19 protein-coding genes are annotated in these 23,109 nt (G+C 46.2%); 6 read left to right on the top strand and 13 right to left on the bottom strand.

Features of this window, described 5'->3' with window-relative positions:
- From eno to ACEW8S_RS08965, 5 genes are all read left to right on the top strand, one after another.
- A partial coding sequence (eno, locus tag ACEW8S_RS08985; protein WP_373517819.1) for a phosphopyruvate hydratase occupies positions 1 to 934 on the top strand: 934 nt, incomplete at its 5' end.
- Positions 935 to 1,013: 79 nt separating this feature from the next.
- On the top strand, positions 1,014 to 1,790 hold the full coding sequence (locus ACEW8S_RS08980) for an SDR family NAD(P)-dependent oxidoreductase (protein WP_373517818.1): 777 nt from the start codon (positions 1,014 to 1,016) through the stop codon (positions 1,788 to 1,790).
- Positions 1,791 to 1,994: 204 nt separating this feature from the next.
- Positions 1,995 to 5,222 carry a GH92 family glycosyl hydrolase gene (locus ACEW8S_RS08975; RefSeq protein ID WP_373517817.1) on the top strand — a complete coding sequence of 1,076 codons (3,228 nt, stop codon included), beginning with the start codon at positions 1,995 to 1,997 and terminating at the stop codon, positions 5,220 to 5,222.
- Between the two features lie 42 nt (positions 5,223 to 5,264).
- Positions 5,265 to 6,302 carry a mannonate dehydratase gene (locus tag ACEW8S_RS08970; protein WP_373517816.1) on the top strand — a complete coding sequence of 346 codons (1,038 nt, stop codon included), beginning with the start codon at positions 5,265 to 5,267 and terminating at the stop codon, positions 6,300 to 6,302.
- 12 nt (positions 6,303 to 6,314) lie between these two features.
- Positions 6,315 to 7,691 (top strand): sugar porter family MFS transporter, encoded by a 1,377-nt coding sequence (locus ACEW8S_RS08965; protein ID WP_373517815.1) that lies wholly within the window; start codon positions 6,315 to 6,317, stop codon positions 7,689 to 7,691.
- 95 nt (positions 7,692 to 7,786) lie between these two features.
- Here the strand turns inward: ACEW8S_RS08965 and ACEW8S_RS08960 are convergent, their stop codons facing one another.
- From ACEW8S_RS08960 to ACEW8S_RS08910, 11 genes are all read right to left on the bottom strand, one after another.
- Positions 7,787 to 8,113: a M20/M25/M40 family metallo-hydrolase gene (locus ACEW8S_RS08960; protein ID WP_373517814.1), complete on the bottom strand. Its 327-nt coding sequence runs from the start codon at positions 8,111 to 8,113 to the stop codon at positions 7,787 to 7,789.
- A 33-nt stretch (positions 8,114 to 8,146) separates the two neighbouring features.
- Complete coding sequence (locus tag ACEW8S_RS08955) at positions 8,147 to 8,281, bottom strand: hypothetical protein (RefSeq protein WP_373517813.1); 135 nt, start codon at positions 8,279 to 8,281, stop codon at positions 8,147 to 8,149.
- Between the two features lie 104 nt (positions 8,282 to 8,385).
- A complete protein-coding gene (locus tag ACEW8S_RS08950; RefSeq protein ID WP_373517812.1) occupies positions 8,386 to 8,931 on the bottom strand; it encodes a YceI family protein in 546 nt (181 codons plus the stop codon).
- 51 nt (positions 8,932 to 8,982) lie between these two features.
- A complete protein-coding gene (locus tag ACEW8S_RS08945; protein ID WP_373517811.1) occupies positions 8,983 to 10,032 on the bottom strand; it encodes a formylglycine-generating enzyme family protein in 1,050 nt (349 codons plus the stop codon).
- Positions 10,033 to 10,224: 192 nt separating this feature from the next.
- Positions 10,225 to 10,407: a CPXCG motif-containing cysteine-rich protein gene (locus ACEW8S_RS08940; RefSeq protein WP_373517810.1), complete on the bottom strand. Its 183-nt coding sequence runs from the start codon at positions 10,405 to 10,407 to the stop codon at positions 10,225 to 10,227.
- A 104-nt stretch (positions 10,408 to 10,511) separates the two neighbouring features.
- Positions 10,512 to 11,531: a Gfo/Idh/MocA family protein gene (locus ACEW8S_RS08935; protein ID WP_373517809.1), complete on the bottom strand. Its 1,020-nt coding sequence runs from the start codon at positions 11,529 to 11,531 to the stop codon at positions 10,512 to 10,514.
- A 118-nt stretch (positions 11,532 to 11,649) separates the two neighbouring features.
- Positions 11,650 to 13,002, bottom strand: coding sequence for a TolC family protein (locus ACEW8S_RS08930; RefSeq protein WP_373517808.1), 1,353 nt, complete (start codon positions 13,000 to 13,002; stop codon positions 11,650 to 11,652).
- On the bottom strand, positions 12,999 to 16,295 hold the full coding sequence (locus ACEW8S_RS08925; RefSeq protein ID WP_373517807.1) for an efflux RND transporter permease subunit: 3,297 nt from the start codon (positions 16,293 to 16,295) through the stop codon (positions 12,999 to 13,001). The genes ACEW8S_RS08930 and ACEW8S_RS08925 overlap by 4 nt, the downstream gene beginning before the upstream one ends.
- Positions 16,295 to 17,425: an efflux RND transporter periplasmic adaptor subunit gene (locus ACEW8S_RS08920; RefSeq protein ID WP_373517821.1), complete on the bottom strand. Its 1,131-nt coding sequence runs from the start codon at positions 17,423 to 17,425 to the stop codon at positions 16,295 to 16,297. Before ACEW8S_RS08920 ends, ACEW8S_RS08925 begins: the two co-directional genes overlap by 1 nt.
- Before the next feature lie 189 nt (positions 17,426 to 17,614).
- The gene (locus tag ACEW8S_RS08915; protein ID WP_373517806.1) at positions 17,615 to 18,502 is read right to left on the bottom strand and encodes a hypothetical protein; all 888 of its coding nucleotides are present in this window, start codon (positions 18,500 to 18,502) and stop codon (positions 17,615 to 17,617) included.
- 159 nt (positions 18,503 to 18,661) lie between these two features.
- Positions 18,662 to 20,578 (bottom strand): ABC-F family ATP-binding cassette domain-containing protein, encoded by a 1,917-nt coding sequence (locus ACEW8S_RS08910; protein WP_373517805.1) that lies wholly within the window; start codon positions 20,576 to 20,578, stop codon positions 18,662 to 18,664.
- Positions 20,579 to 20,637: 59 nt separating this feature from the next.
- On the opposite strand from ACEW8S_RS08910, the gene ACEW8S_RS08905 reads away from it, so the two are divergent.
- Positions 20,638 to 21,042 (top strand): DUF983 domain-containing protein, encoded by a 405-nt coding sequence (locus ACEW8S_RS08905; RefSeq protein ID WP_373517804.1) that lies wholly within the window; start codon positions 20,638 to 20,640, stop codon positions 21,040 to 21,042.
- Here the strand turns inward: ACEW8S_RS08905 and ACEW8S_RS08900 are convergent.
- Together ACEW8S_RS08900 and gldN are read right to left on the bottom strand one after the other, a co-directional pair.
- Positions 21,017 to 22,072, bottom strand: coding sequence for an NAD(P)/FAD-dependent oxidoreductase (locus tag ACEW8S_RS08900; protein ID WP_373517803.1), 1,056 nt, complete (start codon positions 22,070 to 22,072; stop codon positions 21,017 to 21,019). The two genes, ACEW8S_RS08905 and ACEW8S_RS08900, sit on opposite strands and share 26 nt — an antisense overlap.
- Positions 22,073 to 22,187: 115 nt before the next feature.
- Entirely contained in the window at positions 22,188 to 23,090 is a 903-nt protein-coding gene (gldN, locus tag ACEW8S_RS08895; RefSeq protein WP_373517820.1) for a gliding motility protein GldN, read from the bottom strand.
- Positions 23,091 to 23,109 lie beyond the last annotated feature (19 nt).

The following is a 23,109-nucleotide window of genomic DNA, read 5'->3' as shown; positions in this document are numbered from 1 at the left end:
AACCGCTGCCGCGAACGCAAAAGGTGTTCCCCTGTATGAATATTTGGGCGAGGGAAAAGGCAATTTGATTCCCTTGAACGAAATTCAAATTCTTGGTGGCGGGGCCCATGCCGATTGGGCGAACGATATCCAGGATTTCCTTGTAATTGCGATAGGCGCAAAGACGTATGGGGAAACCCTTGAAATCACCCATAATATTTATCATGCGGCGGGCGAAGTCATGAAAGCCCGTGGAAAATGTATGGGAATCGCCGACGAAGGTGGTTGGTGGCCGGACTATAAAAGGAATGAAGAAGCGTTCGAGGTGTTGCTTGAAGCTATTGAGAAAGCTGGGTACGTAGCCGGAAAAGATGTCGCGATATCCTTGGATATTGCCGCAAGCGACCTTTATGATGGTACTAGCTACAATCTGCCGCTTGACAATAAGTCATACAGCCCTGATGAATTCTACGATTGCCTTAAATCATGGTGCAAGAAATATCCTATCATTTCCATTGAAGATCCCTTCGCCGATACCGATTTTAAGAATTGGAAACGCTTTACCGCCGAAATGGGTTCAAAAATCCAAATTATCGGTGACGATTTGTTCACCACCAATTTGAAACGCATTCAGGAAGGTATTGATCAAGATTTGGCCAATTCGGTGTTGATTAAATTGAACCAGATAGGCACGGTCTCCGAGACTATTCAAGCCATACATTTGACCCAAGACGCCGGCTGGCTTCCGGTCGTTTCCGCCCGATCAGGGGAAACGGAGGACGCTTTTATAGCTCACCTAGCTGTGGCTACCAACGCTGGCCAACTCAAGGTAGGATCGTTCGCGAGAAGTGAACGCATGGTCAAATGGAACGAAAACATCAGAATTCAACGTCAATTGGGTAAGCGTGCCAAATTTATTGGTGCGGGAATTTATAAGGGCATACTGAACGTGTAGCAGTAAGGTGCTATGCCATGCAAATACATTCCGGAAATCAAGGGAAAATCACAGGAGGAAATAACTAAATACCTATTATATGAACCGATTGGACAATAAAGTAGCATTGATTACTGGCGCGGCCGATGGCATAGGATTGGCCATCAGTAAGTCATTTGCCAAGGAAGGCGCCCTAGTGGTGATGAGCGATATCAATATCGAAAAATGTGAAACAGAGGCAAGAAACATCGTTCAGGATTCAGGTAAAGCAGTTGCAAAAAAGTGTGATGTTGGGAATTCGGAAGAGGTGGAAGAATTGTTAGCTTTTACCATAGGGACTTACGAAAGGGTCGATGTCCTGGTGAACAATGCGGCGGTGGCCATTTCCGGGAATATTACGGAAATGCCTGAAGAGGATTGGGACGTGCTGATGAACGTCAACCTTAAAAGTATATATAGAACAATCAAGGCAACACTTCCTATAATGTTAAGGCAAAAATCCGGAAGTATCATCAATATGTCCTCTGCCCAGGCGTTACGCTCTTTTGATAATTGGACTGCCTATGCGGGGGCAAAAGGGGCCATGATAGCAATGACCAATCAATTGGCCGGACAATTTGGCGATAAGAGGGTACGCTTCAATACCATTTCCCCGGGTGCCATCATGACCCCCATGAACGAAAAAAGGATAGAAAAGGAAGGCGACGCGTATTTGCGGGAAAGCAAAAAGATGAGCCCTATGCATCGCATGGGCACATCGAAAGAAGTCGCAATGACCGCCGTTTTTCTGGCCTCGGACGAATCCTCGTTTATAACCGGTGAGGATATTAAGGTCGATGGTGGTCTGTGTACAGTGCCTCGATATGATGAAGGGTAAGAAACTTTTGCTTAGAAAAGTAGTGTTCGATACGGTATAAATATTTTCGGCTAATATAGATACCGTCAAAAACGATGCCCTTGGAGAACGGACTGAATATGTCCACCTGTATATACATAATGAATATATTTTTATTACTTTAGGGCGGCTAGATACTTCGCCACAAATGCTACTTATTTGAAATCACAATAAACAAGGCAATTCATGTTGAAAAAAAACCTTTTGGTTCTTTTGTTTTCCCTGATTGGGGCTTTTACCTTTGGTCAGAAAACGATTTGGGAAATTGGGAAATCCGATAACAGTGCTTCCGAATTTGCCTTGGCCCCTTCAGACTATAACCAGTTTCTGGAAAAGGACTTTGGATGGGAAGACCGCTTTTTTGCGGTTGGTTTTTCTAAAATAGAAAAGGACTTTCCCTATGTGTTACCGGGTGCTGTGGATTATTGGGGCGGGACTTCCGGTTTAGCGGGAATCCGACCGCATGAATTGAATCTTCTGTTCGCGTTAAAAGGGCAGTTAGAAGCCGGCAAATGGCAATTGGTAATCGATATTCTGGACTGCAGCCCTGAAACTCCACCACTTCTCAAGGTAACCGTAAACGGTAAATCGTGGAAATTCAGGTTAAACAAAGGGAATAGTGAGGATGCACTGAAAGGCACCGGCACCAAATATCGGGAACAAAAGTTGGAAGTACCTTTAGCCCCCGAGCTCTTAAAAAATGGGGGCAATGAAATACAGCTTACTAGCTTGGAGGGTAGTTGGTTGGTTTTTGACCAGATAAAACTACAAGGGCCGAAAAATGCCGAACTCGTAATCCCCCAGAAACTTTTTCTGCGGAATACGAATGCTGCCGACTATGAGGTTAAGGAAGATGGCAACCGGTCTCAACCTTTGTTGGTGGATGTCCAACATTTGGAAGGCACTCCCGATCTCAGCGTAAACTTGGATGGCAAGGAAATTTTCCGTGAAAAAGTAGCGAACGGAGCCCCTATTTTTGAAGTTTGCATGGAGGCCGTTTCCGAAAATCGTTCTAGCGTATATGAAGTTTTTGTGGACAATATGCCAGTAAAAAAAGGAGAGGTTATTCGGGGCCCAAAACGAGAGACTTCCATTTCGGACTATATTGACACAAAAATCGGCACCGGTCATTCACGGTGGATGATCGCACCTGGACCCTGGATGCCTTTTGGCATGGTCAAAATCAGTCCCGATAATCAGTCCAAAGGCTGGCAGGCAGGTTACCAACCTACTTTTGAAAATGTGGGCGCCTTTAGCCATATTCACGAATGGACCATGGCCGGGCTGGGTACCTTGCCCACTAACGGCCCCTTAAAAACCAAAGTCGGAGAGCCAGAAAACCCAGACGATGGTTATCGTTCCAGAGTAGATAAAACGACCGAAATAGCCCCATTGGGATATTACTCCGTTATTTTAAGCGATTACGATATCAAGGCCGAGCTTACCGCAACTACCCGCTGCAGCTTCCAACGCTATACCTATCCCCAAAAAGTACCACATTCCAGAATTCTGATAGATCTGAAAATACCCGCGGAATATGATTATCGTATCGAAAAGGCGTTTTTGGAAAAGGTAGGGCCGAATAAAATTGTGGGATACAGTAGGCAAATAACTTCCTCGGTCTGGGGGGAGCGGCACTACCGAAAGCAAATGGTAGAGAACGGGGACGAACCGAAACCATGGGACGATATTGAGCAGGACTATACCGTTAATTTTGTCATGGAATTCGACAGGCCGATCAAGAAATTCGGAATTTGGGTCGCCGGAAAGGACGAGGGTCCGGGCGATACTATATTGGTGGAGGACAAGGACAGATTGACCCTTGAAAAGCCCGAGGATGTGGTTGCCTTTGTTGAATTCGATACTTCCGAAGAACAGGTTGTACAGACCAGGACGGGGCTATCGTATGTAAGCATTGAAAATGCGGCATTGAACCTGCAAAAGGAAATCGTGCAACCTTTTGGATGGGATTTCGAAAAAGTAAGGAAAAATCAGGAAAATGTCTGGAACGATCTATTGAAAAGAATCCAGATTACTACGAAGGATAGAAAGGAAAAAATCCGGTTCTATTCCAACATGTACCGCGCTATCGTAAGCCGGAATATCTTTAGCGATGTGGACGGGAGTTGGATGGACGCCACAGAAAAGCTCCAAAAATTTAAGGATCCAAACGGGGTAGCTCTGGGTTGCGACGCTTTCTGGAATACCTTTTGGAACCTCAATCAGTTTTGGAATCTGGTGGTGCCTGAGTGGTCCTCCAAATGGGTGAATTCCCAATTGGCCATGTACGATGCCAACGGCTGGTTAGCAAAAGGGCCCGCCGGCATGGAGTACATTCCCGTTATGGTCGCCGAACACGAAATTCCGCTGATCGTAAGTGCCTATCAGATGGGAATCCGTGATTTTGATTCCCAAAAAGCGTTCGAAGCGGTTCATAAAATGCAAACGACCCAAGGGGAGGCCGTAGGCCATGGATTTGCTGGAAATCGGGACCTGGAAGCCTACTTGAAATACAAGTATGTACCCTATAATAAGGGAAGGTTTTCCAATACCCTGGAATATTCCTTTGATGATTTTGCTGTATCACAATTGGCCAAGGCCTTGGATAAAGAGGATGCTTTTCAGCAATTCATTGACCGAGCCTACTGGTGGAAGAATGCGATAGACCCCGAAATAGGGTTCGCAAGGTTACGACATTCGGACGGCACTTGGTACAAGGATTTCGACCCGATAAAAACGGGGGGTAACCATCAATATGTAGAAGGCAACGCATGGCAACTCTCTTTTTTTGTACCCCAAGATGTTCCTGCATTGATTGAGATGATAGGGGAGAAACAGTTTGTAGATCGATTGGATGAAGGCTTTAAGGTGAGCAGTCCATGGCGGTACAATGCCCCGAACGAACTGTATTGGGATTTTCCGGTGACGCAGGGCAACCAACAGTCCATGGATTTTTCCTACTTGTTCAATTGGGCCAAACGGCCTTGGCTTACCCAAAAATGGAGCCGGGATATCATGCAGCGGTATTATGGTTTTGGTATCTCGAATGCCTATCTGGGCGATGAAGACCAAGGCCAAATGAGTGCCTGGTTCGTTATGTCGGCCCTTGGGCTCTTCCAGACCGATGGTGGCACCAGGGAAACACCAATATATGAAATCGGTAGCCCCCTATTTGAAAAAACGGTTATCGAACTCGGTGGCGTTTATGGGCGTGGAAGTACTTTTACCATAGAGGCCAAAAATTCATCCTATCTCAATAAATACGTTCAAAGTGCCACCTTGAACGGAAAAGAGCTTAGAAACTTTTGGTTCCCAGCTTCCGAACTATTGCACGGTGGTATGCTTCAGCTGGTGATGGGTCCGGAACCGAATAAAACATGGGGCGTCGAAAATATGCCATCTAGTCCTAGATAGGTACGATAGACAGAAACCAAATAAAACGATAAACAAATAGCGATGAAAAGACTGCTAAAATCGGAAAAATGGGCCGCTTTGCCAATGCGTCCAGGTTTTGGGTCGTTTATGCACCCGACGGACGGAAAGCTTCAATTGATCAAACAATTGGGGGTCGACGATATTATTCTGAACATGTACAAGAACAACCTGATAGACACCAATTTTGACGATTTGCCCTTACCGGGCGACCATCAATGGGAGTTCAAGGATTTGTTGATGTTACGCAAAAGGGTGGAAAATGCGGACATTAGGTTATTGGCGCTCGAAAATATGCCATTTGCATTTTATGACAAATTGATGATGGGTCAGCCCGGGCGTGAAGAGCAACTAAAGCACGTTCAGGAAACCGTTTTCAATATGGGAAGGGCCGGAATACCTGTTTTGGGCTATGGATGGACACCCACGGGGGTGTGGAGATCTTCTACCACCTATCGCATTCGGGGAGGGGCACAGGCCATGAGCGTTGATCTGGACGATTTTAAAAATGCCCCGCTTTCCCATGGAAGGGAATATTCCGAGGAAGAAATGTGGGACTATTATCAGTACTTCTTGGAAGGTGTGCTGCCCGTTGCCGAAGAAGCGGGGGTGACACTTGCCGTTCATCCCAATGATCCCCCGACACCTAAATTGGCGGGCGTTCCACAACTTTTACGAAGTTTCGATGCCTATAAAAAGGCCATGGAACTGGTGGAAAGTGAAAACCATGGTTTACAGTACTGCTTGGGAAATTTCTCGGAAATGGGTGCGGATATCGACGAAGTGACCGAACATTTCGGGAAGCAGGATAAACTGGTCTATGTGCATTTTCAAACGGTTTCCAATCCCCTGCCAAAATTTAATGAGGTCTTTGTCGATATGCCCGGCTATTACAATCCCTTTAAGGTACTCAAAAAATTAAGGGAAGTCGGTTTTACCGGGATGATCATGCCCGGTCACGTGCCCAAAATTATTGGCGACGGGGCTTGGGAAGAAAGGGGCCGGTCTTTTACTATCGGGTACATTAAGGGTATCATGGCCGCTTTAGATAACGGACTTTAAACTACTGCGTCAATGAATCAACGGATGGTTTACAAATTGGCCACAATCGCCTCGCTCGGTGGGTTTTTGTTCGGTTTCGATACCGCTGTTATCTCTGGTACTATCGGGTTTGTAACGAATCAGTTTGATCTGGATGCCCTGGTTCAGGGTTGGTACGTAAGTTGTGCCTTGGTGGGCACTATTATTGGAACCTTGGTGGCGGGAATTCTAAGTGACCGCTACGGCCGAAAGGAAGTGCTTGTCGTATCGGGAATACTGTTCGGACTATCCGCTGCTGGCTGTATGCTGGTGAACGACTTCAACTATCTGATCACTTACAGATTTATAGGGGGTATAGGCGTCGGTATTGCCTCCATTTTATCCCCGTTGTACATATCCGAAATTGCCCCTGCACTGATTAGGGGCAGGTTGGTATCCCTATACCAATTGGCAATTACCCTCGGTATTTTGGTCGCGTATTTCACCAATGCCTGGTTTCTTGAACTGAGCCTCTCGAGTACCTTCGATAATACCAGTGAGGCAACCCAAAAGATATTTGTAGACCAAGTGTGGCGGATTATGTTGGGAAGCGAGGTGGTGCCCGCCTTCCTTTTTCTGGTCTTGTTGTTTTTTATCCCCAAAAGCCCAAGATGGCTTTTGAGCAAGGGCCAAGAAGCCAAGGCAGAGCAAATCTTGGCTACAATCGTGGGCAAGTCCGAGGCAGCAAGGGAATTGAACCTTCACCGATCTAATTTAAAGAAAGAAACTGCCGGAATCAAAACCATTTTCAAGGGAGGTTTTAAAACGGCAATGATCGTGGGGATTGTCCTGGCCATTTCTACCCAATTATGCGGAATTAATGCGGTAATCTATTATGGCCCCCGCCTTTTGGAAGAGGCCGGCTTTCAATTGGGAGATGCCCTTGGCGGCCAAGTTATCATAGGTATCGTAAACGTATTGGCCACCTTGATCGCCATTTGGAAAATCGATCAATTCGGGCGTAGAAGACTACTGCTTGTCGGTATTACAGGTATCATCCTGTCCTTGATTACAATCGGCACATTGTTCTATCTTGAAGTGGACAGTCCGTACCTGCTTATCACCTTCATTCTTTTGTTCGTGGGCTGTTTCTCTTTTTCTTACGGCCCAGTTGTCTGGGTACTACTGTCAGAGATTTATCCGACAAATATCCGGGGTTTTGCGATGTCAATCGCCACATTTGCGCTATGGATCGGCGCAACAAGTGTAGGTCAAATGGTGCCCTGGCTGCTTGAAAACCTGAAGCCCTTCGGAACATTTTGGCTCTTTGCGCTGTTTACCCTGCCCTCGGTATATGTGGTACTAAAGATATTGCCTGAGACCAAAGGTAAAACGTTGGAGGAAATCGAAAGATATTGGTTAGAAAATTAGAAAATGGAAGCACATTGGCCAATTAGCAAAGCTAAAAAAACATGACCATACCCTGAATGAGGTAGTTTTAAGATGAAATAAAATCAACACTCTTCTTAGGTGTTAACCGCCAACCAAGCCATCAGCCCACCACCAATTTCCAAAGCGGATTCGTCAATAGTAAAAGTTGGGGTATGCAGACCGAACGTGATCCCCTTTCCGATTTTGCCTACGCCCAACATATAAAAGCTGGCCGGATTTTTCTGGGAGTAGTAGGCAAAATCCTCCGCAGCCATCCATTGGTCCAGCTCAATGACATTTTCAGAGTCCAAATAGCTTTTGGCATTCTCTATCAATTTTTCGGTCAAACGGCAATCGTTGACCAAATACGGGTAACCGTGATTGATTTTCAGTTCACAGGTACCACCCATGCCTTCGGCCATTGACGTAACGAGTTTTTCCAATTTCAGCAACGCCTATTTTCGCCAAGTTTCATCTAACGTCCGGAACGTACCCTCAATATGCACCTCATCGGGAATCACGTTGATCGCCCCATCGGCAACCACTTTTCCGAAGGAAAATTCAGGATTTTGATGGAGATATCGCCGCACCTCAACATAATAGGGAGCGTATTTTTTGGCCAGCTATGCTATTTTTTCCTTTAAAACCATATTAACGACCAAAAATCCCGATAGTAGTAATACGACATTCACGTCTAAGACTTCGTAAAAACGAGATCGAATTTGACCGTCACATCGTCGCCAACAACGATAGAACCGAACATAGCGGTTGGCGGCTCTATATTATAATCTTTTAAGGCTATCTTTCTTTCGCCGGTAATATGCAATTTTCCGTCTTTTTGTGTGATCGTAGCGGGAACGCTGACGTCATTTTCAACTCCGGCGATGTTTAACTTGCCTTTCAATTCCTGATTTTCGCCCATGGCCGCATTGACATCCTTGACCTTGAAGGTGACCTTCGGATGTTCTTCCTTTTTCAGGGCTTCGTGCATCTTATTGTCCATCGCAGCGGCCCTATCGCTTAAAATATCGGCTACGGCCACTGAAAAATCAACGGCGGTTACACTTTCCCCATTTTCGGCCACCGTTCCTTCCATGGTGTTTGCAGTGACCGTCCAATCATGCAACGAAGAGCTGCCGTCAATGGTCATTACACTGGTATCGGAAAGTTTGTACGTTTCTTGGGAGAAGCTTGATACGGTCAAGCCCATCAAAAATAGGGTCAAAAGTGTATTTTTCATATTCTTAAGGTATACGGTTTGCGCTAGAATTTTTGAACTTGAACTTGCGCTTTATTCGTCTAGCACGGTGGACCAAAATTTAGCCTGCTCCTCTGGTGTGGGCTGTTCTTTGGGACTTACCAATCGAAACCCGACATAGTTCGAATCCGTGAACCACCAAAAACTCTTCGGAATCTGGGGATCTCGTTTTTGTTGATTCAAACTTGATGCCCGTCTTGCCGTTGAGCGCAATTTATCGGCATCATCGTCCCAAGAGCCGCCCCGAATGACCCTTGGATGGATCACCGTCGGCGTCACCCATGGGTTTTCATTTTCGGTATTTGCGTACGCATCTTCCTTATATTCGTCCAGCGTCCATTCCGCCACATTACCGTGCATATCATATAGTCCCCACGGGTTCGGTTCCTTTGTCCCCACTTTTTGATAAGCGTTATTCGAGTTTTTATAAAATACGGCGTAGGCATCGAGATCTTCGACATTATCGCCAAAACTATACGCCGTCTGTGTACCGGCCTTGGCGGCATATTCCCACTCCGCTTCGGTGGGCAACCGGTAGAATTTGTCGGTAACGGTACTCAGCCACTTGCAGAAAACCAGTGCCGAATACGCGGACATACTGACCGCCGGAAACCCATCTTTGCCCATTCCGTACGAAGGATCCTCATAAGGCGGGCTAGGCCGTGTTATCGCATCGATTTTCATGACCTTGTCATCATCCAACTTGACAAAAATCTCTTTGTTCTGTTTAAAAAAGAGTTCAAAAACATCCCAGGTAAGTTCGTATTTGCCCATATAGAAAGCGTCTACGGAAACCTCCTTTTGCGGACCTTCATCCAGTTTGCGGTCGGCCTGCGATTCGGGACTTCCCATAGTAAATGTTCCCTCGGGCAACAGAACCATACCGAAACTGATTTCGGTCTCGGGAATTTCTTGGGTATATTCTTCGGATGGAGTTGCCCCGCTATTTGCAGCGACCGGTTCTTCCTTGACCATTTTCTTGGCGGGCTGTTCATCGGTAACGGGCTTTTTGGTTTTACAGGAAACCAATATTGACCCTAAAAAGCAAGTATAAAGGAAGATTTTGGTGATTCGGATGCTCATATGGATGATTTTCGCTAAAAATAACACATAATTTCGATAGCTCGGGATTTCGTCGTTGAAAATGACGGGAATCTTAAGGTACCTGGATGACGGGGGTTCGATTCGATACAATTACCGCGCGATTATCAGCATGGATGTCGGCCGGCAGATATTTAGAAGCAAGAGAAACTTACTGGGATGCCTGCCCCAACACTACTGCTCAATATCCGTAGCCTGAAAGCCAATGAGTTCGTTATTCGCAAATTCAGGAGTAACCTCGATCGGATTGCAACAGACCTCGCAATCTTCAACATAGGTTTGTTTTCTAATGGATGAATCCACAAGCATTGATATTTCTTCCCAGCAGTAGGGGCATCGAAAGAAGTGTTCGTACATTTTTCAAGTGTCAAGTTCAAATGCCAGTTCAAGTTCAAAAAAGATGGTCGGGATGGGTTCAAAATTCAAGACTGCCTTGCGGCAGGTCGAATGCTGAAAAAAGCTTACAAAAATACCAATTCTTCCTTTTTTGAGGACTCATAGATGGCGGCGATAACGGCGACGGCCTTTCGCGCTTCGGCACCATCAACCATCGGAGGTCGGTCGTTCCGTATCGCCTCTATCATGTCTGCGATTACTTTCTTGTGGTTTTGATGGCCGATGGCGGTAGGGTCGGCGGCGCCGCTTCCACTGCTTTCATCTGAAGGGGGTTTTGGGGCTGGCGCATCTCTGATGTTCCAAGATTTTATACTGCCGCCTTCCATAAGAATACTTCCATTCTCCCCGTAAATTTCAATACGTTCGGGATAACCCGGGTATAAGGCCGTACCGGCGGTAATGGTTCCGATGGCGCCATTTTGGAAGTTTAGTATTCCCGCCCCAACATCCTCGCCTTCTATGTCGTGCACCAAGGTAGACACCTTTCCGAATACGGATTCAACCGGGCCCATGAGGTGCAACAAAAGATCAATCGTGTGGATACCTTGATTGATAAACGCCGCGCCGCCGTCGAACTCGAATGTACCCTTCCAATCGCTATCGGCATAATAACTTTCTTCCCTATACCAATTAATGTGGGCGTTACCCATGACGAGTTTACCCAGTTTTCCGGAGTTTACCGCTTCCACAACACGTTGATAATCCGTACTGCATCGATTTTGCAACGTGCATCCCAACTTTACATTTTGGGATGTACAGATCGCTATTATCTCATCGATTTTCTCGGGCGTGGTTTCCAAGGGCTTTTCACTCAATATATGTTTACCGCCCCGTGCAGCCGCTTTGATGGCCTCGCCATGCCGACCGCTTTCGTTGCATATGCATACCAGGTCGATATCGTTTTGCAGAAATTCATCCCAAGTACTAAAGACAGGCACACCGAATTCTTTCTCGGCCGATTCTTTTCTACCCTCGGATTTGGTGTATAGGGCTACCAATTGGGCATTTTCCAATTCATGGATACATTTTGCATACGTATTCACAATGGATCCCGTTCCGACGATTCCGATATTGATTTTTGGCATTAAATTTTTTTTTCAATATAGTAATTATAGCTGACCGAACATCGCCCTTATCTTAAAACTTCCCTTTTTTGTCTTTCCGATAACCCGTCTGGCGTCATCGGTCATCCGTCAACCCTATTCAGAGTTCCACATTCAACAACTGTCCCGTTAGCTGCAACAATTGTAGCTCGGCCAGCTTGGCATCGTACTTCGCCAAATTCTTATTCGTCTGGGCGTTCAACAGGTTGATCTGGGCCTGTCGAAATTCTATCGAGGTTATCCTGCCCAATTGAAACTGTTCCTTTGAACGCTCGAAGTTATTTTGGTTGGTAAGTACATTCTGTTCTTGGATCAAAAAGACGTTCAGACGGTTATCGTATATCGCGAGGGCGTTGGCAATGTCGCGGGCCACCTCAAGAGCAACCTGCTCCAGCAGGAGTTCTTGATTTTCGTAGGCTATTTTTGAATTTTTAACCCGTACCGTGGTTCCTCCCCCATCGAAAAGGTTCCAGGTCAGACTGGCTCCCAATCCGAAATTCCATGTTTCATTATTCGTGCCCGGGAAAAAGGCCGATGCCGCACTTTGGTTCAAGTTCCACCCGTACGTACCCGTAAGACCGACAGTGGGCAGGTAGCCTGCTTGATCCACTTTGATGTCGTAGGCGTTGATGGTCAGGTTACGCTCGGTCTGCAGAATGGCCACATTGTTCTGTTCTACCTGTCCGACCAGTTCTTCCAATCGGATTTTCGGAATAAACTGCACCAAGGTATCGACCTCGAAAGTACTATTCAGATCTTGGTTCATCACGACGTTCAAATCGCGCTTGGTATTTGCTAATTGTTGCTGCGTATTCAACAGGTTAATACTGTCATTGGTAACATCGACTTGGGCGTTCAAGATATCGAGCTTCGTATTCTGCCCGTACTCGAAAGCATATTCCGCCCTTGTAATACGCTGTATGGAAATTTCAAGTGCCTGTTGCAGTACCTTTTTGTTTTCAGAAAGGCGGGCCACTTCAAAATAAACGCTGAACAGTTGTAACAAGGTGTTCTCGATGGTCTCTCTTGCCTGAAGCTCGCTCAGTTCGTACTGCTCCTTCAATCTTTTGTAATTGTAATAGCGTCCCAGCCCATCGAACAGGGTATAATTGACATTTACCGCTGAATTATACCGCTGCGCTTCCGCTTTGTAAATATCGACATCCGGTCTTGGATTATTATCGTTACCCAGTTGTCCGGGGAATTCTATGGTAGCATCGTCCCTATTGTAATTGGCGCCGGCATTCGCGGTTACCGTGGGTAAATATCCGGAGTTTAGAACGCCCTTATTGTTCCCGGCAATGGCTGCCTCGTTACGGGCCACCTTGATTCCGAAATTGTTCTCCAAGGCCAAGGTAACGGCATCCTGTTTAGAAAGTAAGGCTTCTTGGGCCTGAATATTGGAATATAGTATAAAAACCAGAAATATATGTAGGAGGCTATTTCTTATCATTCTTGGGCATCGGTTACTTTGGACTTCTTTTTACGTCCTTCGGATGGCTCCGTTATTTTTATATCGGTTCCGTTTGAAGTATGGGAAAACGTTCCGCTAAGGTGCGCCTCTTCTTTTTGTTCCTTGATGGCCCTTTCTACCTCTTCCTTGGTCACATCATTTCCGGTCACCAACCACTTGGTGCCCACCTTCGCCCTGTTACTGAAGGATAAAAACAGGGGAAGCATTATCAAGGTCAACAACGTCGCAAAACCGATACCGTAGGCGATTGAAATGGCCATCGGAATCAAAAATTGGGCCTGTCGGCTGGTTTCGAATATCAAAGGCGTCAAACCGGCTATCGTGGTTATCGAGGTCAAAAATATGGCTCGGAACCGGGACCGCCCCGCTTCAAAAATCGCATCATCGAACTTCATCCCCTGACGAAGATTCGTATTGAACCTGCCGATAAGCACCAGGCCATCGTTGACCATAATGCCGATCAAGGCAATGATACCTAGCAAGGAAAGAATGTTCAGGGGAAAATCATGTAGCCAGTGGCCAAAGGCAACAGCGGTCAGGCTAAAGGGAATCAAAAATAGCAACATCAAAGGTTGGCTGAAACTTCTAAAGGTAAAGGCGATCGTAATATAGATCAACGCCAAAACGGTCAGTCCAACTACTTTCAACGATCCCGTCAATTTACCCAATTCCCGGTTCTGACCTTCATAGGAAGCCGTTACCGTAGGGTATTTAGACTGGATCTCGGGCATGATATTGTTTTCAATGTCGGTCATCACATCGGTGGGGCTATCCTTGGGATTCTTCATATCTGCGGATACCTGAATCTCACGTCGGCCCTCTAAGCGGTTGATGGCAACGTCACCGCGCTCTATGGTGTAGCTGGCTATTTCCTTCAGGGGCACCCGGCTACCGCTGGGCGTTGCTATTCGCATTTCGTCAAGGTCGGTAATCGACGAGCGATCATTGCGGTCGTAGCGTACCCATACGCGAATCTCGTCTTGACCCCGCTGAAAGCGTTGGGCCTGGACGCCGAAAAAGCCCGCCCGTACCTGGTTCATGACCGTTCTCAGGTCAAGGCCGAGCAAATAGGCGTTATCTTTTAGGCTTAGCCGTATCTCTTTGATACCCGCCGGATCGGTGTCGGCGATATCCTTTAAGCTCGAATTGCTCTGGAGTATGGCCTTGAGTTCGGTCTTTGCCGCTTTTAGTTCCTCGATATTATTTCCCAATAGGGATATGGATACAGGGGATCCACCAAAATTACCTCCCGAACCATAAATCAGGCTTTCGACACCTATCACCGGGCCCACGAGTTCCTGTAATCTATCGGTCACCATATTGGCCGCGATTTCATCGGGTCGCTCTTCCCCGGGCAGAAGATTGATGGACAAGGTCGCAGAAGAGGACCCCGGACCGACTTCCTTTATCATATTTTCAAAAAGTATTTTGTCGGTACCCTTTAAATACTTCTCGGTCAGTTCTTGGTTAACGATAATAGCTTTCTCTTCCACCATTGAAATAATGGAATCGGTCACTTTTTCGTTGGTGCCATTGGGCATCAAAAGCTCGATCTGCACCCTGTCACTGGCAATTTGGGGGAAAAAGGCGGTGCGTACGATACCGCCGCCGACAAACCCAAACGTCAGAATCAATGCCATGACGAATATGCCGAACATCAATACTTTATAGTTTAAGGAAAATCGAAGCAACGGCGTGTACAATCGGTCACGCATCCAACGCATAAAACGATCGCCCACATCGTTGATTATCCTCAATTTGGCAAAGGCAGTGGCCAATTTGCCCTTGGGCCTATCATCCAAGGGTTGCAAGGCTTTCGAATGGGCCAAATGCGCAGGAAGAATGATCAGCGCCTCGATCAATGACACCACCAAAGTCAATATGACGATTACGGAAACCTCCCCGAAAAACTCCCCGATCCGACTATCCAAGAAAAGGAAGATGGAAAACGCCAAAACCGTTGTTATAATGGCGGAGATGATAGGGGGTAAAACCTCTAAAGTACCATCGACGGCAGCCTGAACCGGGGACTTTCCCTTTTCATAGTGCTGATAGATATTTTCAGCAATAACGATACCGTCGTCCACCAGGATACCGATTACGATGATCATCCCGAAAAGCGAGAGTACATTGATGGTCACATCGAAGAATCCCGCAAAAATGAACATCCCCAAAAAGGCGACCGGAAGACCGAAAGCCACCCAAAAAGCAAGCCGTGTATTGAGAAAAAGGGATAGAAAAATCAATACCAACAGCATCCCCTGCCAGGCATTGGTTATCAAAAGTTGGGTCCTACCGTTAAGAACATCCGACAGGTCGCGCACGATGCTCAATTTGACATTGTCATACTTTTGGTTGAACTCCGTAATATATTCCTTGATCTTATCGGCGGAAGTAATCAAATCTTCGGTATTGGTGCTGGTAATGGTAGTAGTGACCGATAAATTCCCATCAAAATAGGCGGCTTCCGGCGTTTCTGAAAATCGATCGCGGAGTATCGCCACATCTTTCAAACGCACCGTTTGGCCGGAAGCATCGGCGCGAATGATGACATTGGATAGTTCATCACCATAATAGAATCTATTGTTCGCCCGGATCAGATATTCTTCGGCATCGGTCTTGATAGTGCCACCGGTCACGAGAATATTGGCATTGGCCACAGCCTGTGCAACCTCGTCGAAGGTCATGTTATAGGCCAAAAGATTGTTCTCGTTGACCGCAATCTCAATTTCTTCTTCAGGATAACCCGAGACCTCGATCTGCGATATGCCCTCTATCGCCCGAATATCGTTCTCTATCTGTCTACCGATCTGCTTTAGGGTGACCAGAGGAATATTCTCGCCGCTGATCGCAAAACTGATGGTCTCCCGCACCGCTTCGAGCTTTGAAACGATCAATGGCTCCATGCCTGTCGGGAATGTGGGTACCCTATCAACGGCATTCTTCACCTCGAGCAGCATAAAATCGATATCGCGGCCCTTTTCGATCTCTACATTGATGGTACCGCTATTTTCACGCGAAGTAGAGGTCACCCGATCAACACCTTCGAGGCCCTTTAGGTTATCTTCGATTTTCAAGACAATACCTTCCTCCACCTCTTGGGGAGAAGCCCCCGGATAGGTGACGCTGATCAAAATGTTCTTGGAGTCGGTCAGCGGGAAAAACGAGGATTTGAGGGATTTTGCGCCCACGATACCAAATACGGCGAACGCGATGATAATCACGTTTACCGCAACATGGTATCTTATAAAATACTCTATGAGCTTGCGCATTAGCCTTCCGTTTTTGGGGTGTTTTCTTCGTAGACCTTGACCGCCATTCCCGTGTAGGCACCCAACAAGGGTTTGGCCATGATGACCGTACCATCGGGTACTTCTTTCAGCACCACCCGCTTATCTGAAAAGTAGATCGGTTTTACGTCAATAAGGTCTAAAATGGTATCCCGAACGACAAAAATCTGGTTGTTCTCCTGCAACAGGTTTCTATCGATCTCTATGGCATCGGGGGCTGACCTCGCATCGAGATTGGCCTCAAGGTACATACCCTCCCTTAACGTGTTGTCTTTGACCTCGATGAAGGCCTTTATGGTCTGCGATGCCTGATCGACCCTTCCGTTGATCCGGGCCACGGTGCCTTCATAGGTCTTGGTCTTGGTCAAATTGGTCAGGGCTACCTTTTCACCGACCTTCAAAAGATCACTAAAAGCCTTACTTACAGCTACTTCAAGCTCATAGACCTCGGTGTTGATAAACTCCCCAAGCTTTTGCCCGGATCTGACCAAGGTGCCCTCGGTAACCAGCGCCTCTGTAAGCACGCCGTCAAAAGGTGCCGAAATACGGTATTTGGATAAACGTTGCTCTAGATTTTTGACATTGTAGTAACTGCCCAATATACCCCTGCCCGAAATAAAGAATTTTTCTTTCTCGTCCGTCATTTCGGGTAGCTCGGGCGTTGATCTATCCAAGTCGTAGCTACTGAGATATTTTTGCCATTTGGGATAAATATCCGGATAATCCAATCGAAGATCTGGCATTATCGAGGTCAGCTCATTGTAGAGGTTACTTTTTGCGGACTGTACACTGGCAGCATATTCGGAGGCGTTGATCCTGATAATCGTTTCGCCCTTTTTATACCGCGTACCCGTTTTGAAGAGGGTATTGCCCACCGTGAAGACCCCTTGTACCTCGGCATAAAGCTCAACCTTTTTTTTGGCGTTCAGATTACCATTGGCGGGCACCACAATGGGAACGGTACCGTTCTTTACCACTTCGGTAAATACCGTTTTCACTACTTTTTGAGCACTTGGTTTCATGCTCTTTTTACTGTCTATTATTTTACCGGCAAGAAAAAAGGCTAGAACAATAAGTAATATCCCTACAACGGATAAAATAATTTTTCTCAGATTCATGAAGTATGGCGTTGGATGGCAACTCAAAAAGAATTCAACCACTTGAGCTTGGGATACCAAAACTATTCATAAGTTTAAGCGACCTTAGTTAAATCTATCTTAAATAAAATGGTTTAGGAGAATTGCATAAAAAAAAGGATGCAGTACGGCATCCTTTTGAAAAATCTTGACTAGTGTTATGTATCATTTATAGACTTTCTGACCACTTTCCTCGAATTCGGTATCGGCCATTCGTGTTCTACTGAAATCGATATCCTTAAAACTTTTGTTGGTATCGCCCTTGTCAAAGTCCAATACCAAAAATTGGTCTTTGTTCACATAGCGCAGGTTGTTGAACGATTCGAATTTGTTGTTCTGTATCTGAAAAATTTGAAGGTTGGCCAATTGGGCGACCTCGAACGGCACCTCGCCCCCGATTTGATTGTTGGCCAATACCAATTCCCTTAGCTTGCCCATAGTACCTATTTCGACCGGGATGACGCCTTCGATTGCGTTCTCGAAAAGCCCCAGCACTTCAAGTTCGGTAAGGCTCCCCAATGATTTCGGAAGACTACCCTTCAACCCGTTACTGCTAAGATTGAGGATTTTCAGTTTGCCCAGTTCCCCTATACTTTCCGGTATACTACCGGTTAGAAAGTTATTGAAAGCGCTCAGTTCTTCCAAATCTGTAAGATTACCGATGCTTTCGGGAAGCACTCCCTTAATCCGGTTCATTTCTATCTTCAACACCCTCAAATTGGACAGGTCCGCAATAGTTGCCGGCAGTTCACCGGTAAGGGAATTGAACGCCAGATTTAACAATACTAGATTTTTAAGTTTTGAAATGCTTTTGGGAATGGTGCCTTCGAGATTGTTTCTGAACAGATTGATCTCTACGACATGGCCATTAACCACCTTAACCCCGTGCCATTGGGTCACGTCGGAAGTAATATCCCAAGTTGTTGTCCAATGCTCACCACGTGTCGAATGGTAAAACTCGACCAAGGCTTTCATTTCTTTCTGGGGAATACCGGCAAAAACTGATGAGGTAGTAGTAAGCAATAAAACGAGATAAAGTAGTAGGTTCTTCATAAAGGTTGTTTACTGTTAATACTAAAGTTTGAGACAAATTTAAAGGAATTACCCTACAAATTAACGTAACCTTTGGCTGAAAACCAAAATTTATCGATTAAGTGGCTCAGTTTGTTGTGAAAGGCCGATAAAGCGCGGTAAAATAGGCTTAAAGGTAGTTTAAGATTCGATTCTTTCGAGCTTTTCCGTAAGTTCTTCCCACTTTTGCATCAGGTTTTCAAGGTCTTTTTTCTTACTTTGGTAGGTATCGAAAAAGTCGGTACGGGCAATCGTAGCATCATAGTCCATCAGCAGCTGGTGATCGATTTCGGCGATTCTCTTCTCCAATTGGGAAACCTTGCTTTCGACCGAACTGAGCTTGTTCTTGAGGGATTTTACTTTCTTTTGGTCCTCATAATCGTTCGGACCATCCTTTTTTACCGTTTTGTTACGGACTTCTTCCTGTTTCTTTTCGATGGCCCTAAAATCGGCAACTTTCCGTTGGTCGAGGTAGTAATTGATATCCCCCAGATATTCCTTTATCTGTTTATCCCTGAATTCATAGACCTTATCGGTAAGGCCTTGTAGGAAATCCCTATCATGGGAAACCACGATCAATGTACCGTCGAAATTCCGCAAGGCCTGTTTGAGCACGTTTTTGGACTGAATATCCAAATGGTTGGTCGGTTCGTCCATGACCAGCACGTTAAACGGCTGTAATAGCATTTTAGCCAGTGCCAATCGGTTCCTTTCCCCACCGGACAGTACCTTCACATATTTATCGACATCGTCGCCACTGAAAAGAAAGGAGCCCAGAATATCCCTGACCCTACTGCGGTTCTTTTCGGTGGCCGCGTCGGTCATTGTATCAAGAACCGTTTTATTGCCGTCGAGATACTCCGCTTGGTTCTGGGCGAAATATCCGATCTGTACGTTGTGGCCCAATTTCATCTTTCCAGTATGGTCGAGCTCGTCGGCCATAATCTTGGCCAAGGTGGATTTCCCCTGTCCGTTCTGCCCCACGAATGCCGTTTTACTGTCGCGTTCCAATAGCAGGTTGATATTTTTCAAGATCTCTTTCTTCCCATAACTTTTGGAAAGGTGTACCATCTCGGCGACCACCTTACCGGGCGTAATCGAAACGGGAAACCGCAGGTTCATCACCGCATTATCGTCTTGGTCAACCTCGATACGCTCCATCCTGTCCAGCTTCTTGATCAGCGATTGCGCCATGGAAGCCTTTGTGGATTTCGCCCTGAACTTCTCGATCAGGCGTTCGGCCTGTTGAATCTCCTTTTCCTGGTTCTTTTGGGCGTTCAATTGCTGCTCCTTGATCTCGCCACGCAGTTTCAGGAATTTCGAATAGGGTTTGTTGTAGTCGTAAATACGCCCAAGGGATATTTCTATGGTACGATTGGTCACATTATCCAAAAACATCTTATCGTGCGATACGATGACCACGGCCCCGGCATAGTTGTTCAAGAACTGTTCGAGCCACAAGATGGATTCGATATCCAAGTGGTTGGTAGGTTCATCCAACAGCAGCACATCATTGCTCTGTAATAGCAGTTTGGCCAGTTCGATACGCATACGCCACCCTCCGGAGAACGTATCCGTCTTTTTGTCGAAATCCTCCCGCTTGAAACCCAATCCTAAAAGAATCTTTTCGGTCTCTCCCTGATAGTTGTAGCCGCCGATAATCTCATAATGGTGGGTGATATCGCCCAGATCGATCATCAACTGGTTGTACCCCTCGCTCTCGTAATCGGTGCGTTCGGCGAGTTGGTGGTTGATATGTTCCAGTTGCGATTCCAACGTCTTGATTTCCTCGAAAGCTTGATACGCTTCTTCCAAGACCGTACGGCCCTGCTCGAAATCGATATCCTGCCTTAGAAAGCCAATTTTGATGCCTTTTTCCATGGCAATGGTACCGGTATCCAAAGGCATGTCCTTTGTCAATAATTTTAACAAGGTCGATTTTCCCGCCCCGTTCTTGCCGATCAGACCGACGCGGTCGCCACTGTTCAAGCGGAAAGAGATTTCCTCAAAAAGATATTCACCGCCAAAAGAGACGGAAAGGTTATGGACGTTCAGCATAGACGGATTATATGGGCATTAAACTTAGGCAAAAGCTATCTTTGTGAAAAAGAATGCAAATGTTAAAAAAAGGAAGCAAACTATACAGCATTTTAACAGGAAGTTGCCCCCGATGCCATCAAGAAAGCATGTATTTGCACAATAACCCCTACCGTTTGGGCCATCTGTTCAAAATGCACGAACGCTGCTCGCATTGCGGATTGAAATATAAGATGGAACCCTCCTTCTTTTACGGTGCGATGTACGTGAGCTATGGGGTCGGAATCGCTTTTGCCGTGGCCGCATTCGTTATCGCCTATTTGTTCGTGGGCACAGGGCTGATTAATACTTTTATCGTTATTGTAGTGACTATGGTGATATTTATGCCGGTCATCATCCGGCTATCGCGGAATATTTGGATCAATTTTTTTGTGAAGTACGAGGTGGGGGCGGGAAAGGTTAATTCTGAAAATACTTCCCGGTAAATCGGGCAAGGTTCAATTCCTTATCCAAAAAATAATCCGATGTACTACTTTTATAAAGTCGTTCCGAGGCATACGGTCCGGTCATCACTCCCCGAGACCCAAATCCGTTCAATACGTACATAGCATGATGCTCAGGATGCTGCCCGACCAAAGGTTTTCTATCGCTGACCGTTGGTCGAACGCCCGCTACATGATCGACCACCTCATAATCGCATCGAATAAAACCATCCCATTTTTTGAGGAGTTCACGTTTAGCCGCATCCGTAGGTGCATTGGTTTTATCTTCCCGCGCATAATTTGCTCCTATCCTATAGATATCGTTTCCTTCGGGAATGCAGAAAATTGAGGATTTAATGGCGGATTTTTCCTTTAGGTCGGGCGCTTTGATAAACAAATATTCCCCCTTGCTCCCTTGTATCGGTAAATAGTTGAAAAAGGGATTCTGCTTCATTCCGAAACCTTCGGCGAAAACAATCCGTCGGGCTTTGAAGGATTTGTATTGGATATGATCCGCTTTGATTTGCAATTCGGAATGATCAAAAGTCTCCTTCGCAAAAAAATCCCTTGCAATAAGGTATGCCATATAGGATGAAACCAGGGTTCGGGTATCGATCCGCCCAGCGCCCAAGACTTCTCCGTACCCAAAAGGCGCGTCGATGTTCGGATTTTTATTCGGATGGATTTCTGTGGATAAAAATTCGGCCAACCCCTTTTTATCGGAAGCCTCGAACCAAAGATTCTGTTCTTCGATGGAAGCGAAACGACGATAAACCGGAAGCGGATAGTTCAGTTTGACACCGAGCTTTTTTTCAAGATCGGAATAGAATGGGATGGCCATAGCCAACTGTTCCTTGGCCTTCCAAGCCAAGGTGAAGCGTTTGAGGATGACCGGGTTGTACAGTCCCCCTGCCACAAGGGTGGATGTTTGCGAAGTGTCGCTGATAACGGTATAGGATCTACCGTGCTTTACAAGTTGTTCGCAGAAGGATATTCCGGCTAGGCCGAGGCCCACAATGAGATAATCTAGCATGGGGCAAAGTTATAAAACTGGCCGTCATTGCGAGCCTTCCGCCATAGATTAAAAACGCCCCAACATTGCTGTCGGGGCGTTTCAATACTATTGAATTGGAATATTCATTTTGCGTTTAATACGCCCACATATCTTGTTCCCTATCGCGGATGACCTCCTGTATTCTTTGGGCCTCCAACAACTGGAACAGGGCATTATCGGTTACATAATCGTTGACCTCTCGGTCTCCCTGTACGTTATCCTCACGATAGATGACACCGTTGAACCTTCGTGAGTTCAGCAGCATATCGAAAGATATGGGCTGTGCGGAGTTGCGCTGGTTGAACACCTTGGCCTCGTGCAAGATTTGCCGGGCATCGGGGTAAAATACCCAGAACAGTTCCACTTTCGCGTCGGAGGGATCCATGGATTCGTCATCGATAAAGTTGACATCGGGTGCTACTGGCGCAATACCCAATAAACGGTACTTTAGTTCTCCCTGGCGCTTGTCGAAATACCACATCCCTCTGATCCGGTATTCTTCAATATCGGCCGCCGTAAGGTTTCTGCGCATCACATATTCAGGAGAAAGTTCCTCGCCGGCGTTGATCTGCTCATATCCGTAATCGGTCGTATCGACTTTTTGCAGGGTAGCTTGAAGATCGCTCAACTTCCGCTTATCCTTAAAGTAGGAGTCCGCATACACATCTTTTAACTTACCGTTCTTAATGCCCTTCATCAGCACATCGTACAAGGATCTTCTATCGGCACCGATATCAATGGTATCGGTAGGATAGTACAAAGGAAAATTTACGCGTTCATCCAAATCGATCACTTCCCACACGGTCTTTGACCAAAGGATGTCGCGATCGTCGACATAGCCATAATTAAGGGGGGCGTCATTGTCCATCGCCTTTTGGGCTTCGGTCTTCTTACCGATATCCTCGGGCTTTTTGGCGTTCAATATGTTCGCCTGGGCCATCAAGGAAGCGGGCAACAAGGTCACGGCTCCGATGAATAAAACATTTTTCCAATTCATGTTCGTTAATTTTAAAGTA

It is taken from the genome of Pricia sp., assembly GCF_041745955.1.
Lineage (GTDB): Bacteria > Bacteroidota > Bacteroidia > Flavobacteriales > Flavobacteriaceae > Pricia.
Note: the sequence above shows the minus strand (reverse complement) of the source record. Positions and strands in the feature narration are given on the sequence as shown.

Coding starts and splice junctions, on each gene's coding strand:
- ACEW8S_RS08980 (WP_373517818.1), top strand. CDS start 1,014: ATGAACCGATTGGACAATAAAGTAGCATTGATTACTGGCGCGGCCGAT.
- ACEW8S_RS08975 (WP_373517817.1), top strand. CDS start 1,995: ATGTTGAAAAAAAACCTTTTGGTTCTTTTGTTTTCCCTGATTGGGGCT.
- ACEW8S_RS08970 (WP_373517816.1), top strand. CDS start 5,265: ATGAAAAGACTGCTAAAATCGGAAAAATGGGCCGCTTTGCCAATGCGT.
- ACEW8S_RS08965 (WP_373517815.1), top strand. CDS start 6,315: ATGAATCAACGGATGGTTTACAAATTGGCCACAATCGCCTCGCTCGGT.
- ACEW8S_RS08960 (WP_373517814.1), bottom strand. CDS start 8,113: ATGGCCGAAGGCATGGGTGGTACCTGTGAACTGAAAATCAATCACGGT.
- ACEW8S_RS08950 (WP_373517812.1), bottom strand. CDS start 8,931: ATGAAAAATACACTTTTGACCCTATTTTTGATGGGCTTGACCGTATCA.
- ACEW8S_RS08945 (WP_373517811.1), bottom strand. CDS start 10,032: ATGAGCATCCGAATCACCAAAATCTTCCTTTATACTTGCTTTTTAGGG.
- ACEW8S_RS08940 (WP_373517810.1), bottom strand. CDS start 10,407: ATGTACGAACACTTCTTTCGATGCCCCTACTGCTGGGAAGAAATATCA.
- ACEW8S_RS08935 (WP_373517809.1), bottom strand. CDS start 11,531: ATGCCAAAAATCAATATCGGAATCGTCGGAACGGGATCCATTGTGAAT.
- ACEW8S_RS08930 (WP_373517808.1), bottom strand. CDS start 13,002: ATGATAAGAAATAGCCTCCTACATATATTTCTGGTTTTTATACTATAT.
- ACEW8S_RS08925 (WP_373517807.1), bottom strand. CDS start 16,295: ATGCGCAAGCTCATAGAGTATTTTATAAGATACCATGTTGCGGTAAAC.
- ACEW8S_RS08915 (WP_373517806.1), bottom strand. CDS start 18,502: ATGAAGAACCTACTACTTTATCTCGTTTTATTGCTTACTACTACCTCA.
- ACEW8S_RS08910 (WP_373517805.1), bottom strand. CDS start 20,578: ATGCTGAACGTCCATAACCTTTCCGTCTCTTTTGGCGGTGAATATCTT.
- ACEW8S_RS08905 (WP_373517804.1), top strand. CDS start 20,638: ATGTTAAAAAAAGGAAGCAAACTATACAGCATTTTAACAGGAAGTTGC.
- ACEW8S_RS08900 (WP_373517803.1), bottom strand. CDS start 22,072: ATGCTAGATTATCTCATTGTGGGCCTCGGCCTAGCCGGAATATCCTTC.
- gldN (WP_373517820.1), bottom strand. CDS start 23,090: ATGAATTGGAAAAATGTTTTATTCATCGGAGCCGTGACCTTGTTGCCC.